Origin of the sequence: Geomesophilobacter sediminis, from assembly GCF_016458275.1 — a bacterium.
Taxonomy (GTDB): Bacteria; Desulfobacterota; Desulfuromonadia; order Geobacterales; family Geobacteraceae; genus Geomesophilobacter; species Geomesophilobacter sediminis.
The window spans coordinates 146,642-162,329 of the sequence record NZ_JAEMHM010000007.1; the positions used below are offsets into that span (position 1 = coordinate 146,642).

11 protein-coding genes are annotated in these 15,688 nt (G+C 62.1%); 3 read left to right on the forward strand and 8 right to left on the reverse strand.

The annotated features are described in order from the left end of the window. Positions 1 to 8: 8 nt before the first annotated feature. The 3 genes from JFN93_RS09950 to JFN93_RS09960 form a co-directional block, all read right to left on the reverse strand. Positions 9 to 2,186 (reverse strand): aldehyde ferredoxin oxidoreductase C-terminal domain-containing protein, encoded by a 2,178-nt coding sequence (locus tag JFN93_RS09950; protein ID WP_199383918.1) that lies wholly within the window; start codon positions 2,184 to 2,186, stop codon positions 9 to 11. A 280-nt stretch (positions 2,187 to 2,466) separates the two neighbouring features. Beyond that, positions 2,467 to 2,742, reverse strand: a complete 276-nt coding sequence (locus JFN93_RS09955) for a type II toxin-antitoxin system RelE/ParE family toxin (protein WP_199383919.1) — start codon at positions 2,740 to 2,742, stop codon at positions 2,467 to 2,469. After that, a complete protein-coding gene (locus JFN93_RS09960) occupies positions 2,742 to 3,011 on the reverse strand; it encodes a type II toxin-antitoxin system Phd/YefM family antitoxin (RefSeq protein WP_199383920.1) in 270 nt (89 codons plus the stop codon). Before JFN93_RS09960 ends, JFN93_RS09955 begins: the two co-directional genes overlap by 1 nt. 388 nt (positions 3,012 to 3,399) lie before the next feature. Between JFN93_RS09960 and nifJ the strand changes: the two genes are divergently transcribed. Continuing rightward, positions 3,400 to 7,113 carry a pyruvate:ferredoxin (flavodoxin) oxidoreductase gene (gene nifJ / locus JFN93_RS09965; RefSeq protein WP_199383921.1) on the forward strand — a complete coding sequence of 1,238 codons (3,714 nt, stop codon included), beginning with the start codon at positions 3,400 to 3,402 and terminating at the stop codon, positions 7,111 to 7,113. Positions 7,114 to 7,473: 360 nt separating this feature from the next. On the opposite strand, the gene JFN93_RS09970 is transcribed toward nifJ, so the two are convergent. Both JFN93_RS09970 and JFN93_RS09975 read right to left on the reverse strand, forming a co-directional pair. Beyond that, a complete protein-coding gene (locus JFN93_RS09970) occupies positions 7,474 to 7,791 on the reverse strand; it encodes a hypothetical protein (protein WP_407931879.1) in 318 nt (105 codons plus the stop codon). Further along, positions 7,706 to 7,945, reverse strand: coding sequence for a hypothetical protein (locus JFN93_RS09975; protein ID WP_199383923.1), 240 nt, complete (start codon positions 7,943 to 7,945; stop codon positions 7,706 to 7,708). Before JFN93_RS09975 ends, JFN93_RS09970 begins: the two co-directional genes overlap by 86 nt. Before the next feature lie 323 nt (positions 7,946 to 8,268). On the opposite strand from JFN93_RS09975, the gene JFN93_RS09980 reads away from it, so the two are divergent. After that, a complete protein-coding gene (locus JFN93_RS09980) occupies positions 8,269 to 10,236 on the forward strand; it encodes a transglycosylase domain-containing protein (RefSeq protein ID WP_236021641.1) in 1,968 nt (655 codons plus the stop codon). Between the two features lie 526 nt (positions 10,237 to 10,762). Beyond that, positions 10,763 to 11,557: a WSC domain-containing protein gene (locus JFN93_RS09985; protein ID WP_199383925.1), complete on the forward strand. Its 795-nt coding sequence runs from the start codon at positions 10,763 to 10,765 to the stop codon at positions 11,555 to 11,557. A 226-nt stretch (positions 11,558 to 11,783) separates the two neighbouring features. On the opposite strand, the gene JFN93_RS09990 is transcribed toward JFN93_RS09985, so the two are convergent. The 3 genes from JFN93_RS09990 to JFN93_RS10000 form a co-directional block, all read right to left on the reverse strand. Then, on the reverse strand, positions 11,784 to 13,010 hold the full coding sequence (locus JFN93_RS09990) for an MFS transporter (RefSeq protein ID WP_199383926.1): 1,227 nt from the start codon (positions 13,008 to 13,010) through the stop codon (positions 11,784 to 11,786). Between the two features lie 84 nt (positions 13,011 to 13,094). Then, positions 13,095 to 13,724 (reverse strand): hypothetical protein, encoded by a 630-nt coding sequence (locus JFN93_RS09995; protein ID WP_199383927.1) that lies wholly within the window; start codon positions 13,722 to 13,724, stop codon positions 13,095 to 13,097. Between the two features lie 254 nt (positions 13,725 to 13,978). Then, the gene (locus tag JFN93_RS10000; RefSeq protein WP_199383928.1) at positions 13,979 to 15,352 is read right to left on the reverse strand and encodes a glycosyltransferase family 2 protein; all 1,374 of its coding nucleotides are present in this window, start codon (positions 15,350 to 15,352) and stop codon (positions 13,979 to 13,981) included. Positions 15,353 to 15,688: the final 336 nt, after the last annotated feature.

Sequence of the window (15,688 nt, forward strand, 5' to 3'; positions counted from 1 at the left end):
ATTCGCTGTTAGAGGAGCGTGCTCAGCTGCTCTTGGGCCTCGCTCCCCAGGTGGTCCCATAACTCAAGCTGCTGCAGGGTCTCCACCTTGGGAACCCCCTGGTCCGTCCAGCCGCGCTCTTCGTAGTAGATCTGCACCAGGCGGCGCAGCTCCTGCTTGCGGTGTTCCATGAGCAGGGTCCGCTTCCCGGTGGTCGGCATCGCCTGCACTTCCTCGACGCTCTTGCCGAGGATCTTCGCCACCTCGCCGTCGTTGTAGGCCGCTTCCGTCTCGTACAGCGCGTCCTCGGTCGGCCCGATGGCCCGGTCCGGAATCCAGTCATAGCCTGCGGTCGCCTCGCCGTAGCGGAGCACGTTCATCACCCTTTGCAGGTTGATGTCGCGGTCGGTCTGCTCGAAGATCTCCTCCCAGTTGAGGTCGGTCCCGAGAATCCCGTTGTAGAAGTCGGCATAGATCTCCTGCGAGGCCGGGTTGATGTAGACGTCGGCGTTGGCGCACTTGGCGGAATCCGGATTGAAGACGTCGACCCAGGGGAGCTTGCAGACGCCGAGGTTGTCGTTGCCCAGGCGGACCCGCGGGTAGGTCATCAGCGCCTTTGCCTTCTCCTGGAAGGTCGGGAACGCCCCGAGGAGGTCCACCTTGATCAGCCAGGCCGCGGCATGGTGGGCGCCGATGTCGCTCGCCGCGGCGTAGGAGCCCTGCATGGAGAGGGAGCGGTGGGTCCGGTAGAAGGAGAAGGGGAGCCCCTTGGTCTGCATGGCGAAGACCTTGAGCTCGGCCGTCGCGTCCCGGCCGGTACGCTGCTGGTAGCGCTCTACCACCCAGCGCTCCAGTTCGAGCATCCCCTTGCCGGCCAAGCGCGCCATTTCGGTCTTGCCGCGCGCCACCTGGTGGATGAAGGTCAGCGCCGCCGCCTCGTTCCCCCAGACCAGTTCCACGCCATCGCTGTCCGTGGTGGTCAAGTAGCCGCGCTGGAAGCATTCCATGATGAAGGCCATGATGGTGGCGGTGGTGATGGTGTCGATGCCGTAGTTGTCGCAGTGCCAGTTGGCTTCCATGATGAACTCGGCGTTCCAGATACCGAGGTTGGAGCCGAAGCCGGCCGCCGTCTCGTATTCCGGGCCGTCGACCCAGACGCGCTCTCCTTGGTGGCTGCCGGAGACCAGAGTCACCCACCCCCCTTTGTTGCATTGCAGGTTGCATCCCGGGAAGCAGCCGTCCATCCCGCGGTGCTCGAAGAGGTGCTCGGCGTAGTGCTTACCGCAGATCTGCGCGGCGCGCGGGTCGGAGCCCCCCTGGTAGTTGTTGACCGGCAGGGACTGGTACTCTTCCTTGCTCATGAAGGTGATCAGCCCGACGCTCCCTTTGCGGTGCATCTTGAGCTGCTGCGGGTCGACTTCCTTGACGATCTTGTGCAGCCGGGTCCCGGCGTTGCGCACCTTTTCCCAGTCCGCCGCGCCGTAAGGGTTTTCGCCCTGCGGGTACTGGGCGAGGACGACGATGGCGCTCAGCCGCTTGTCGCTCATGACCGAGCCGATTCCGGTACGCCCGGCCTGCTTGGTGCGGAAGATGCCGCGGCCGGTCGGGGTCGGCTTGGTGACGTCGAAGTAGTGGCTGTTGATGCAGCCGTAGTTGGTGTGGGCCGCGCCGGTCCCGGTCGACATGAAGGCGATGTTGCGCTTTTCGTAGCCGGCCGCGGTGAAGCGCTCGGCGATGTGCCGCTCCAGGTCGAAGGATTCGTCGTCGGTCGGCGCCTCCTCGATGGTGATCTCGTTGGTGAAGCCGTTGATGACGATCATCGTGTCTTGGTTGGCCTTGCCGGTGACCTTGAGGGCATCGAAGCCTGCGTATTTGAGGAAGGCGCCGAAGTAGCCGCCGAAGTTGGAGACGCCGGGAACGCCGGTGAGCGGAGAAAGCGAGACCGCCATCGCCTTGGCGGTGCCGGGGAACTGGGGGATGCCGCCCAAAGGCCCGTTCGCCAGGATCAGCGGGTTGGCCGGATCGGTCGCCCGGGTATGAAACGGGATGGAGCGGTGCAGCAGGTACAGCCCGAGGCTGCGGCCACCGATGAAGTAGTCGCGGACCTTGGGGTCGAGCTGGGGCATCTCGATCGTGCCGTTGGAGAGATCGATGGCCAGAATCCTGTTGGTGTAGCCTCTGTTGATACTCGTTTTCTCGTAGTTCACCGGGCAATCCTTCCTGAGTTTAAAGTTCCGGAGGTAGAGGGGAGCTGGAATTGAAATGTAATGCGAATGGGGACCGCGGACGGGTGCAACGGGGGAGGGGGCGAGGGCATCCGGTGCTGGACTTCGATCGCGCCGCGAAGGGCGCTCCCACAACGTCTTCGGCAGTCGGCGCATCCTACCAGCGACGTTAATTTGAGTCAAGAAAACAACGGCTTTGGTCAATCGGACCAGGGTGGGCTCAACGGTAGACCTCGTCGTGCAGAGAAGCTGGGGGCAGGCTTCAGCGGTAGACCTCGTCGTGGCTGCCGATGTCGAGGAGGGTGATCTCTTGCTCCGAAATGACGATGGTAAGGGTTACGCGGAAGCTGTAGGTCAACCGGACCGCATAACAACCGGTGAGTTTTCCCTGGAGGGGATGCAGCCCGAGAGCTGGTTGAAAAGGCTCCTTTTGAAGCTCGCCTAGGATGTCGGCGAAGCGCGACCGAAGATCGGGGTGCTTCCGAAAGAATTTGCGCGCGGTGCGCAGGAAACTATCGGTCGTAACAATGCGATACATCACGGTTCATCCGAATCGAGTGCATTGAGAAGGTCGTCGACGGAAGCAAACTTGTGAACCCGGCCAGCCTTGACGTCTTCGAGAGACGCCCGAACTCGTGCCAGGTACGCCTGACCTGCCTCCGCAACCAACTCCTGGTAACGCTCCTCGGAGAGAACGACGTATTGCGGCTTGTTGTTCCTGATCACATGCACGTCACCTTTCGCAATCAGGTCGTCTACCGCGGCAATGCCGCGTCGCTTCAATTCCTGTGCCGGTATCGCGTTCATGGTATCTCCTTTGGTATCGAATCAAGTACTGAAACCTGTGCTCAATCTAGCATGGTTTGCGTGACGGCACAAGCGGGAGAAGCTGGGGTCAGTCTAGCAAAGTTGTAACTAGTCCGGAAGGTTGCAACGTTGCAAGCCTGACCCCGGACCTGGAGCCACCCTTTGAAAGCTCCGGCTCTGTCATTGAGTAAGGCAGAAGGTCGTGGAATCCTCATAGATTAGAAAATTCTATTGATTTGATGCCCCCCCCTCCGTATACTATTGCGGTGCTCCGGCGGGACCCGTCTCTCCGGCTGCCTCTATGAACCCCCGTGATCCTTTGTCGTTTTCCCTACCTATCATCCTCGAACTTATCGAGCTGAACTACTGACTGAAAGGAGGATTTCCGATGGCCGGTACGATGAAGACGATGGACGGAAACACGGCGACTACCCACGTCGCCTATGCCATGAGCGAGGCCGCCGCGATTTATCCCATCACTCCTTCCTCCACCATGGGGGAGGTGGCCGATGAGTGGGCGGCGGAAGGGCGCAAGAACATCTTCGGGCAGATCGTCGCCGTGAAGCAGCTGCAGTCGGAGGCGGGGGCGGCCGGCGCGGTGCACGGCTCGGCGGTCGCGGGCGCTCTCACCACGACCTTCACCGCGTCGCAGGGGCTTTTGCTCATGATCCCCAACATGTACAAGATCGCCGGGGAGCTCCTCCCGGTGGTCTTTCACGTCTCGGCACGCGCCCTGGCCACCCATGCCCTTTCCATCTTCGGCGACCACCAGGACGTCATGGCCACCCGGCAGACCGGCTTCGCCCTCCTTTGTTCCAACTCGGTCCAGGAATGCATGGACCTCGCGCTGGTCGCCCACCTCGCCACGCTGGAGGCAAGCGTGCCGTTCGTCCACTTTTTCGACGGCTTTCGGACCTCCCACGAGGTCCAGAAGATTCAGGCGATCGACTACCAGGACATGGCCGGCCTCTTGAACCGCGAGAAGCTCGCCGCCTTCCGCGCCAAGGCGATGAACCCGGAGCATCCCGAACTCCGCGGCACCGCGCAGAACCCGGACATCTACTTCCAGGGGCGCGAGCGGGCCAACCCGTACTATCTCGCCGTTCCCGGCATCGTGACTCAGGCGATGGAGAAGGTCGGCAATCTCACCGGCCGGCGCTATAGCCTCTTCGATTACGTCGGCGATCCCGAGGCCGATCGCGTCATCGTCAGCATGGGCTCTTCCTGCGAAACCATCGAGGAGGTGGTGCGGCACCTGAACGCGATCGGGGAAAAGGTGGGGCTGGTGAAGGTGCGGCTGTATCGTCCCTTTGACGCCAACGCGCTTTTGGCCGTGATTCCCGCCTCGGCCAAAAAGGTCACCGTCCTGGACCGGACCAAGGAGCCGGGGGCACTCGGCGAGCCGCTTTACCTCGATGTCTGCACCGCCTACCTGGAGCGGGGCGGGGAGCACCCGGAACTCTTCGGCGGGCGCTACGGGCTGGGGTCCAAGGAATTCCGCCCGGTACATGTCAAAAGCGTCTTCGACAACATGAACGGGGCCGGCAAGCGCCACTTCACCGTCGGGATCGAGGAGGACGTCACCGGGACCTCGCTTCCGGTCTCGGGCACCCTCTCCACCACCCCGGAAGGAACCATCCAGTGCCGCTTCTGGGGGATGGGGGCCGACGGGACGGTCGGGGCGAACAAGGCCGCGATCAAGATCATCGGTGACAACACCGACCTCTACGTCCAGGCCTACTTTGCCTACGACTCGAAAAAATCGGGGGGGATCACCGTCTCCCACCTCCGCTTCGGCAAAAGCCCGATCCAGTCCACCTACCTGGTCGACGCGGCCGACTTCATCTCGTGCCAGAAAGCACCCTACGTGCAGGTCTACGACGTTCTGGAAGGGATCAAGGATGGCGGGACCTTCCTTTTGAACTCGCCGTGGAAGACGGTCGAGGAGCTGGAAGAGAACCTTCCCGCGGCGATGCGGCGCACCATCGCCCTGAAGAAGATTCGCTTCTACAACATTGACGCGGTGAGCATCGCAACCTCCGCCGGGCTCGGCGGGCGGATCAACATGATCATGCAGACCGCCTTCTTCAAGCTCTCCGTCGTGCTTCCGTTCGAACAGGCCGTAGAGCTTTTGAAGGACTCCATCCGCAAGGAATACGGCCGCAAAGGGGAGAAGATCGTCGAGATGAACCTGGGCGCGGTCGACCTCGCGGTGGAGAACCTGGCCGAGATCCATTATCCGGAATCCTGGCAGGTAGCCGCCGACGAGCGGGGGCTGGACTGGAGGCTGACCCAGCCGATGCCCCAGTACGTCAAGGACGTCATCTTCCCGATCCTGAAACAGAAAGGGGACGAGGTGCCGGTTTCCGCCTTTGCCCCGGACGGCGTCTTCCCGGTGGCGACCGCCCGCTACGAGAAGCGCGGCGTTGCCATCAACGTTCCCGAGTGGATCAAGGAAAACTGCATCCAATGCAACCAGTGCTCCTTCATCTGCCCGCACGCCACCATTCGCCCGTACCTTTCGACCGAGCAGGAAATGGCCGGCGCCCCGGCAAGCTACGAGACGATTCCTGCGGTGGCCAAGGACGTGAAGGGGATGGGCTTCCGGATCCAGGTCTACCCGCTGGACTGCATGGGGTGCGGTAACTGCGCCGACATCTGTCCGGCCAAGAACTCGGCCTTAGTCATGAAGCCGATCGAAACCCAGGCACCGCTCCAGGAGGAAAACCGGAAGTTCGCCGAGACCCTGGAGCCGAAGGGGCACCTGGTCAAGCGTGGGACCCTCTTCGGAAGCCAGTTCCAGGAGCCGCTTTTGGAGTTCTCCGGCGCCTGTTCCGGGTGCGGCGAGACCCCCTACGCGCGCCTGGTCACCCAGCTTTTCGGCGAGCGGATGCTGGTCGCGAATGCCACCGGCTGTACCTCGATCTGGGGCGCATCGGCGCCGGTCAGCCCGTACTGCCACAACCGGGAGGGGGTCGGGCCGGCCTGGAACAACTCGCTCTTCGAGGATGCCGCCGAGTTCGGCTACGGCTACCATCTCGCCATCTCCCAGCGCCGCAAACACCTCGCCGAACAGGTCCGTGCCGCGCTGGAGACCGACATCTCCGCCGAGCTGAAGGAGGCGTTTGCCGGATGGCTGCAGCAGATGAACGACGCCGAGCAGTCGCGGCTGTACGGTGACCGGATGAAGGCGCTGCTTCCCGGTGCCGGCGAGCACACGCTAATCAAGGAGATCGCCGCGGCGGCGGACCTTTTCACCAAGAAATCGATCTGGATCTACGGCGGGGACGGCTGGGCCTACGACATCGGTTTCGGCGGCCTCGACCATGTCCTGGCGATGGGCGAGGACGTGAACCTTCTGGTGATGGATACCGAGCTCTATTCCAACACCGGGGGGCAGTCCTCCAAGGCGACCCAGCTCGGCGCCATCGCCCGCTTTGCCGCCGGCGGGAAAAGGACCATCAAGAAGGACTTAGGTCGGATGGCCATGACCTACGGCTACGTCTACGTCGCGTCGGTCGCCATCGGGGCGGACAAGAACCAGACGCTGCGGGCGATCATGGAGGCAGAGGCCTTCCCCGGGCCCTCGATCGTCATCGCCTACTCGACCTGCATCAACCAGGGGCTGCGCAAGGGGATGGGGAAATCGATCGAGGAGAGCCAGCTTGCGGTGCGCTCCGGCTACTGGCCGCTCTACCGGTACAACCCGCAGCTCGCCGCCGAGGGGAAAAACCCGTTCATCTTCGAATCCAAGAAGCCGGACGGCTCGCTGCAGAGCTTCCTCTCCGGAGAGGTCCGCTTCGCGGCGCTGGAAAGGATCGACCCGGAAGCGTCACGGATGCTGCGTGGGAAGCTGGAAGAGGACGTCATGGAGCGCTTCCGGATCTTCAAGAACATGGCCGACTGGCATCCCAGCAAGGGGGACGTGCCGCCGGATGGGGGGCGCAACCACGACCACGTTCCCGCTGCGGCGGGGGCGGCCGAGGAGCCGGCACCGGTCTGCGTCAGCGCCACCAGCGATGCGCGCTACAGCCGTCCGACCGAGCCCGAGGACGTCTGCGACGACGGCCGCGCCGGGATCGACAAGGAAGTGAAGGATTGAGAAAGGATTTGCTGAGATGCAGAGGATGAAGGGATGAAGGGATGAAGGGATGAAAAGCAGGATCGGAGAAGCTCAGTAACAAGGATGGGCAGGATCACCAGGATGAATGCAAAGCGGGACCGGCCGAATTTCGGCGGTCCCGCTTCGTTATTCCAGGCTATCCCTCAAACCAAGATCCGGCCTTTCCCCCCCCCTTGGCAAAAGGGGGGCTGGGGGGGATTTGCCTTTGAGGTTCTCGGTTCTAACTCACGCAAGGTCTAAACCTTAAAAGCAAATCCCCCTTTGTTAAAGGGGGACTTCTACTCTCAGCCTTAGCCGATAGGGCGAGGTGTCCTCGTAGGGACGCAGCAGGCTGCGCCCTTAACCCCGATGGGTCAGTGCCGCCTCGCAAACGCCACCACCGCTTCGGTCACCTTCTCCATGAAGCCGAAATCCAGCGTCTCGGGCTGGTCGCTGATCTTGTGGTAGTGCGGATTGCGGAACATCACCGTGTCGTTGAGCATGATCGCCGGATAATCGTGCTCCCAGAACGAACAGTGGTCGCTGAACCTGACCTGAGGGAGCAGGAACCCCTGCGCCGGCGCGGCATACCCTACCACCGGGAGCTCGGATGCCGCTGGCGTTGTCGTCGGCCCCGACCGTCATCCGGTGCCCATCGTAATGCGCCCCGATGAGCAGCGGGGCACTCTTTTTCCAGGTATTCCGCCTTCTTTTCCAGCTCGAAATAGTCGTCGAGGCCGTGGCGCAGTCCGGAAATCTGGTCAACATGCTTTTGCAGCCGGCTCACCACTTCGGAAGGTTTGACGCTGTCGTCCATTGTTGACCCAGGCATGCCGTGCCTCCTGTTGCCATCCGGCCCAAATGCGTGAATCGTTCACTTCGTTGAAAGCTCTTCCGGAAATGGAGACGATCTGAACGGATCCCCCAGCCCCCCGACCCCCGTGAACAGAAAGCTCCTATGGTATCACGCCGCTCCCCTGCTTCAATTTGTCCGCTTTCGGCGCGCCGGGGGACAGGTTTGTGTTGCCGCTGTTTGCCCGCTGTGGCAGAATGAACCGTTATCCCACCCCCGCAGTACGCCATCTTTCCAGGAGAATCGTCTTGTCTTCCAAGAATCGCATCATCCTGTCCCTGTTCGCCGTCCTGTTCGTGCTGATGCTCGCTTCGCTCGCCTCGGCACAGGAAAAAATCGCCACCTTCCCGATCCTCCCCACCGGGTATTCCTCCATCCGGGTGTTCGACCGCAACGAAAAATTCGTCGGCCGCATCATGCCCAACGAGCGCTACTGGGTTCCGCTCAACCGGATCCCGCTCTTTCTGCGCCAGGCGGTGGTTGCCGTCGAGGACAGCCGATTCTACGAGCACGGCGGGGTGGACATCCGGGGGATCGCCCGGGCCCTGGTGAAAGACGTCGTCAAACGCAGGATGGCCGAAGGCGGATCGACGATCACCCAGCAGCTGATCAAGAACAAGTACCTCTCCGGAGAGAAGACCTTCAACCGGAAGATAAAAGAGGGGATGCTCGCCATCGAGTTCGAGCGCAAGTACACCAAGGACCAGATCCTGGAGATGTACCTGAACACCATCAACTACGGAAACGGCGCCTGGGGAATCGCGCAGGCAGCCCGGCTTTACTTCGACAAGAACCCGGAAGAGCTCACCGAGGCGGAATGCTCGCTTCTGGCCGGCATCCCCAAGGCACCGGGACGTTACAACCCACTGGGCCCTCCGGAGAAGGTCGCGCTGCGCCGCAGCGTCGTGCTCAAGCGGATGGTCGACGTGAAGGTGATCACCCCCGAGCACCGGCAAAGCCTCATGGCCCACAAGGTACCGGTGATGAAGCCGAGCGAGGCGCCTTACTACGTAAACTTCGTCCGGGGCAAACTGGTGGAGCGTTTCGGGGCGCGGATCGTGGAGCAGGGGGGGCTGGACGTCATCACGGCGATGGATGTCAACCTGCAGAAGAAGGCGGAACAGACCCTGCGTGAGGGGGTCCGCAAGATCAACGGGACCCTGCAGGGGGCGCTGATCTGCCTCGACCCGGCCACCGGCGACGTGCTGGCTGCGGTCGGCGGCGTCGATTACGCGCAAAGTCCCTACAACCGTGCCTTCTCCGCCCGTCGCCAGCCGGGCTCCTCCATCAAGCCTCTGATCTACGCGGCGGCCATCGAAAAAGGGATCACCGCGGGGAGCCTCTGGAGCGATGCTCCGGTCGCCTATCCGCGTGGCGACGGAAGCGAGTGGATCCCCCAAAACTACGAAAAACACTCCTTCGGGGAGCTTTCCCTGCGCCAGGCCCTGGCCCACTCGAACAACGTGATCACGGTGAAACTGCTGGAGAATATCGGCGTTCCCTACTTCGTCGACACGGCCCGGAAGATGGGGCTGCCGCTGCGTAACCACGATCTTTCGCTGGCCCTGGGGACCGAAGACGTCACCCTGAGCGACCTGGTGACCGCCTACGCGCCGCTGGTGAACGGCGGGGCGCACCCCGAGGCGCGGACCATCATCCGGATCTTCGAAAAGCACCGCGGGGCCTGGACCCAGATCGCCCCGGCGGTCACCCCGGCCATCTCCCCGGCGACCGCGTATGTCACCACCGAGATGCTCAAGGACGTCATGGTGTACGGGACGGCGAAGGGGCTCAAGAAGTTCAGCCAGGAGCGCCCCTCCGCCGGCAAGACCGGTACCACCAACGATTACCGCGACGCCTGGTTCATCGGCTACACCCCCCAGCTGATCACCGGGGTCTGGGTCGGCTACGACAAGCCGAAACCGGGCGGCAAGGGCTTCACCGGCGGGGCGATTTCCGCTCCCATCTGGGGCAAGTTCATGCGCACCGCGCTGGCCGGCAAGCCGGCGGTCGATTTCACCAAGCCGGAGACCGTGGTTACCGCGGTCATCGACCCGACCACCGGGTACCTGGCGACTCCGGAGTGCCCGAAGAAACAGACCGAGTACTTCACGGTGGGAACCCAGCCGATGCAGTACTGTCCCAAGCACGGTGGGGCTGCGTTCCAGCCGATGTCGTCGGCGCAGCGTCCGGCAGTGCCGGCACCCAAACCGGCCGCTCCGGCGCCGCTGTCCGAGCCGCCGGTCTTCGACCGGCAGAGCTCACCCTAACCCCGCTGAAGGATACTGGCTCGAAAAAGGGGGCTGGCACCGCAGGTGCCAGTCCCCTTTTAACTTCTAACTTCGGTGCCACTTCGGTGCCTGTCCCCCTTTAATTTGTCGGTGCCTGTCCCCCTTTAATGTTCGAATTTGTCGGTGCCTGTCCCCCTTTAATTTTGTCCCCTTTTAATTTTTCTACTGCACTGCCGGTTATCTTGTAGGAGCGGCATTCCTGCAGCGATCGACAGTGCTGGTCGCGACAGCAATGTCGCTCCTACCAGACTCTTTCCTGTCACAGCGAATTCCCGCACTCTCAGTAGCTCCTTCCTTGTTCTCAACCATGTTCCCTGTTTCCTGCCGAGCCACATCCCTGTGACACTAGAGTATTACCATTGACAGTGGTTAATGCATTGCTATACTTCCACATCCGTTTCGCTTGATCATAAATCCAAAAGAATGGGGGAATACTATGCGGAAGATCTTGTTAGCATGCTTGGCTCTCCTTGTTATGGCCGGATCCGCTTGGGCCGACGATGAGATGGACAGCACGTTCGAAAAGGTGGACAAATACCTGTACGGGAACGACCACGGCCAACCGCCGGCCGATGCCCAGCCTCCCGCCCGCCAGGCCCCGCCCGAGGATGCGCCCCCTCCGCCGGTCCGCTCCCTTCCCCCGCTGACTTCAGCGCCGGCCGGCGGCTACCTCGGCTGCTTCAAGGACGACAGCCGCCGCGATCTGAAGGAGAAGGAGTGGAGCGACGGCAAGATGACTCCCACCCTCTGCATCAACTACTGCCGCGATGAGGGGTTCCCCTACGCCGGGGTTCAGTACGGCAGCCAGTGCTTCTGCGGCAACCGGTACGGGAAATACGGCCAGATCCCGGAAAAGAACTGCAAGACGGCGTGCGCCGGGGACTCCGACCTCGACTGCGGCGGGACCTGGGCCAACGCAGTCTATGCCGTAGCCAACGCAAGCGCCCCGGCGTCCGCGCCCCCGCCTCCGGTTGCCTCTGCCGCGTCGGTTGCCGGAGCGACGCCATTGGGCTGCTACAAGGATGAAAGCCGCCGCGATCTGAAGGAAAAAAGTTGGAGCGACGGCAAGATGACGCCGGCCAAGTGCATCAACTTCTGCCGCGATGAGGGTTTCGCCTTCGCCGGGGTCCAGTACGGCAGCCAGTGCTTCTGCGGCAACCGCTACGGAAAATACGGCCAGCTCCCGGACAAAAAATGCAAGACGGCCTGCGCCGGTGATTCCGACCTCGACTGCGGCGGAACCTGGGCGAACTTCATCTACCAGATCGGCAGCGGAAGCCCCGCCGGCGTGCTCCGGTGATATAGATCGCGAGTTATCACCCCGCTTTGGCAAAGGGGGGGATGGGGATTTGCTTTGGAAGATTTCAGTCGTCTTGTCGTAAAATTAGACCTTTAGAGGCAAGTCCCCCTAACTCCCCCTTGTTAAAGGGGGACTTCAAACCACTGCTATTCGAAAAAAGAAGAGGCCGCTCCTCAATCGAGGGCGGCCTCGTTTCATGCCTGCTTCTGCTACATGACGCGATTCTCTATACCGCCTCCCTCACCGCGGCTTCCGGCACCCGGGCCGCTGCCGGCTCCGGGAGGGCGGCCAGCCGCTCCACCAGGACGTATCCCCCGCAGACCAGCGCCACGATCATCCCGGTCACGCCGCGCCATCCCATCGAGGTCCAGAAAAACCCGCCGACCGTCCCCGAGATGCTCGAACCCAGGTAATAGAAGAAGAGATAGAGCGCCGCTGCCTGCGCCTTGGCGCTTTTTGCCCTCAGGCCGACCCATCCGGAGGCCAAGGTGTGGGTGCCGAAAAAACCGCAGGTAAAAAGACCGATGCCGACCACGATCAGCGGCAGCCATCCGGAAAGGGTGATGAGGGCGCCCAGCGCCATGACGGCCAGGTTCGCGCGCAGCACCGGAATCCTGCCGAAGCGACGCGCCAGGGAACCGGCGATGGAAGAGGTGAAGGAGCCGGCCAGGTAGACCAGGAAGACCAGGCTCACCTGGGAATGCCCGAGGGAGAAGGGGGGAGCGAGGAGCCGGAAGGTGATGTAGTTGTACAGCGTGACGAAGCTCCCCATCAGCAGGAAGGCGACGCCATAGAGGTGCACCAGGCCCGGATCGCGGAGCTGCTGGCGCAGCGAGGTGAAGAGGTACTTGGCGGCGAACGGGCGCCTGGTGAAATGGGCCGACGGGGGGAGGGCCCAGGCGAAGTAGATGCTGAGGGCCAGGCAGAGAAGGCCGATGCTTCCCAGCGCGACCTGCCACGACACGTACTCGGTGATGATCGCGGTGCCGATGCGGCCGGTCATGCCGCCGATCGCGTTGCCGCTGATGTAGAGCCCCATCGCCGAGGCGAGTGAGTCCGGAGCGATCTCCTCGCTCAGGTAAGCCATGGCCACCGCCGGCAGCCCGGCCAGCGCGGCGCCCTGCAAAAGCCGCAGCAGGAGCAGGGTGGGGAGATGGCTGCTGAAGGCGGTCAAAAGCGCCAGTAGCGAGGTGACGACGAGAGCGGCGACCATGACCCGCTTGCGTCCCAGTGTCTCGGAAAGGGTGCCGGCGATCAGCATGGTGACCGCAAGCGCGGCGGTGGCGACCGAAAGCGGGAGGCTCGCCAGGGCGGCGGGAACCTGGAATTCCTTGGCAAATACCGGCAGCAGCGGCTGGACGTCGTAGAGGGTGACGAAAGTCACGAACCCGGCGGTGAAGAAGGCCCAGTTGATCTGCCAGTAGCGTTTGGTTCCACGTTCGATGGTTCCCATCGTCTCTTTCCCTCCTCGATGCAGGACGAATCATAGAGGAAAAGCAATGATAAGGAAAATATATAATTTATATGGTATCGATAACTATTTTGCTGGTTCTTCCTGCGCCGCAGTCTGTTCCGGCAGGTTCGGCGCCAGGTTGGGAAACCGGGTTCTCAGGATCTGGTCCCGTTCCTCCGGGGCGATCACCTTCAGAGCGGCAAGCGCCATGACGTCGATCGGACGGGCGCTTTGGACGGTGAAGGCGAAATCTTCCGCGTCCCAGTCCGCCTGCGGCGGGTAGACCATCCGCACCATGGCCTGCAAGGGGGAGGGGTTGCGGCGCAGGTGCGCTCGCCACTGTTGCCGCTGGTCCGCCGACATGTAGGTGAACCAGATGTGATGGGCGAACTCGTGGACCATGAGGTCGCGCAGTTCGGTGTCGCCGTAGTCGTGGTAGAGGTTGCGGTAGATGAGCTGGGTATCGGGGCGGTAGGCGCCGAGGTGGGATTTCACCTCGCTCGGCATCATCACCTGGTCGAACGAGGTTCCCGAGACGCGCAAGGTCTTGCGGTCCGGGTCGTAGCGGTTGAAGAGGATGACCAGCGTTACGTCCTGGTGCGACAGGTCCTGAACCTTGGAGCCGAAGCCCCAGCTCACCGGGACGTAGGTGGTGGCGCATCCGGTGCAGGCAAGGGTGAGGAGCAGCAAAGCGATGTTCAGAAAAGTCTTCATTACCTACCTGCGGCTAGAGGCGTTACGTGGTACCCCGGAGCGGTGAGGGAGGGCGGGCGCCCCAGTATAGCAGGAACCGGCAGCGGGGGGAAGCCGGAGCTTCTTGGCGGTTGCGTCCCCAAGGCGGACCCAGGAAACGAGAAGGTAAGGGAGGTCGCGTCGAGGGGCGAAACGCGACAATTCCCGCCGCCCCGGCATACGTTGCCTTTCGCGATGCGGTCGTTCAACCCAACCTGCGCCGGCAGCTTGACCTTTCAGCGGGTCATCCAGGAGCGGGAGCGGACCGTGAGGATGGCGATGGGGAAGATCCAGAACAGGGTGAAAAAGGCGAAGTAGGAGTAGGCGATGCCGTAGACGAAGTCCCAGGAGGCTTCGCTGTGCAGGTAGTACAGGATATTGATCGTCGAGAACAGCCCGATCATGAACATGAACCGGACCACGGTCAGCGGGTCGTGCCAAGACATGGCGATCAGCAATCCCATGATCAGGTAGCTGACCGGGTAACGCAGGTTGGTGATGCAGGAATCGAAGATGGCGATGATCCGGCTCAGCAGCGGGCGCTTCCACACGATCCGGGCAAACCTGATCTCTTCCTTGATGTAACTCCGGTCCCAGCGCAGGTACATCTTGCACAACTTGCCGTAGGTAACCGGGGCGTTGGTATGCACCACGGCGGTCCGCTGGTACAGCGCATCGTATCCCTGGGCGAGAATGTAGTTGGTCATGGCCCGGTCCTCACCATAGGTGCAGGGATGGCCCAGAAAGGTCTGGTTGGTCCAGCGATCGAGAACCTGGTGGATGACTTCGGCACGGTAGGCGGAGAGGGCTCCGGGGCAGCAGTACACGGTCCGGTAGGTCGACTGGACCGCGCGCAAAAAGTCGAAAGAGAGGATGTAGCGCACGTGCAGCATGCGGGGGATGATCCCCTCTGCGCGGTTGAATACCATGACCTTGCCGGCCACCGCGCCCACCTTGCGGTTGCGGAACGGGCCGGCGATGGCGAGAAGCGTCTGGGGCTCAATGACGCTGTCGGAGTCGATGGTGACGAAAATGTCGCCGCGTCCCTGGCGAAAGCCCGCTTCAAGCGCGGCGCGCTTGCCACGGTTCTCCGGGAAACGGAGTGCTTTGACCAGGTGCGGGTGACGGCGGGCCGCCCGGCTGATGTACCGCCAGGTGTCGTCTTTGCTGCCGTCGTCGATGACGAAGATCTCGAGACGGTCGGCGGGGTAATCGGCACGGGCGACCGAGTCGATGCTCTTTTCCACCATCGGTCCCTCGTTGAAGGCGGGGATGATTACCGTGAGACGCGGGGCTTCGTCCGCGCCGGCCGGCGCAGCGGGGCGGTAACAGAACCACAGGGCGGTCCGAAAGATCAGGAGCACCGATCCCATGGTCGCCCAGATCATGCTGGGGCGGACCAGGAACGCCATCGGCCCCACCGTTTTCAGGGCGTCCAACACCGGGTGAAACACCCGGCCGGTGATGCTGGAACCAAACAATGAAATCAGCCCCAGCAGGATTCCGCAGCGGACCGACAATTCCCACCGTTTCGACACCGGCGCCGACGATGATATGAGCGTCTCCCCAGCAGGGATGATGCTCGCAACCGGAAGGTTTTCTTCTGTCATTACTCTCCTTGCGGATCAAAAAACGGAACTGCCATCGTCCCACTTTCTCTCGGAAGTTTCTCTTCCCTAACAACTCAGTCTTCGCACCACCATGCCGTGTCAACCAGCGGCATGTATGCGTGATGCCGACTCCGCACCGTCCTCTCAGCATTAATCAGGAATGGATCTTCCAGCAACAAAGTCATTGCGCGGAAGTCATAGTGTAACAGGTAGCTCACATAGTTTAACCTTTGAGAAACATCCTGTCACTTTTAACGTCCGCAGACGGGCAAAGGTATACCAGCACCAAGAAAGAACTATGAATGAATTGAGAAAAAATATCGGCACTCCCACGCC

Bases quoted from the DNA above. Each gene is read 5' to 3' on its own strand.
- JFN93_RS09980 (WP_236021641.1), top strand. From the start codon at position 8,269: ATGCTCGCTTCGCTCGCCTCGGCACAGGAAAAAATCGCCACCTTCCCG.
- nifJ (WP_199383921.1), top strand. From the start codon at position 3,400: ATGGCCGGTACGATGAAGACGATGGACGGAAACACGGCGACTACCCAC.
- JFN93_RS09975 (WP_199383923.1), bottom strand. From the start codon at position 7,945: ATGCCTGGGTCAACAATGGACGACAGCGTCAAACCTTCCGAAGTGGTG.
- JFN93_RS09990 (WP_199383926.1), bottom strand. From the start codon at position 13,010: ATGGGAACCATCGAACGTGGAACCAAACGCTACTGGCAGATCAACTGG.
- JFN93_RS09960 (WP_199383920.1), bottom strand. From the start codon at position 3,011: ATGAACGCGATACCGGCACAGGAATTGAAGCGACGCGGCATTGCCGCG.
- JFN93_RS10000 (WP_199383928.1), bottom strand. From the start codon at position 15,352: ATGACAGAAGAAAACCTTCCGGTTGCGAGCATCATCCCTGCTGGGGAG.
- JFN93_RS09995 (WP_199383927.1), bottom strand. From the start codon at position 13,724: ATGAAGACTTTTCTGAACATCGCTTTGCTGCTCCTCACCCTTGCCTGC.
- JFN93_RS09985 (WP_199383925.1), top strand. From the start codon at position 10,763: ATGGACAGCACGTTCGAAAAGGTGGACAAATACCTGTACGGGAACGAC.
- JFN93_RS09955 (WP_199383919.1), bottom strand. From the start codon at position 2,742: ATGTATCGCATTGTTACGACCGATAGTTTCCTGCGCACCGCGCGCAAA.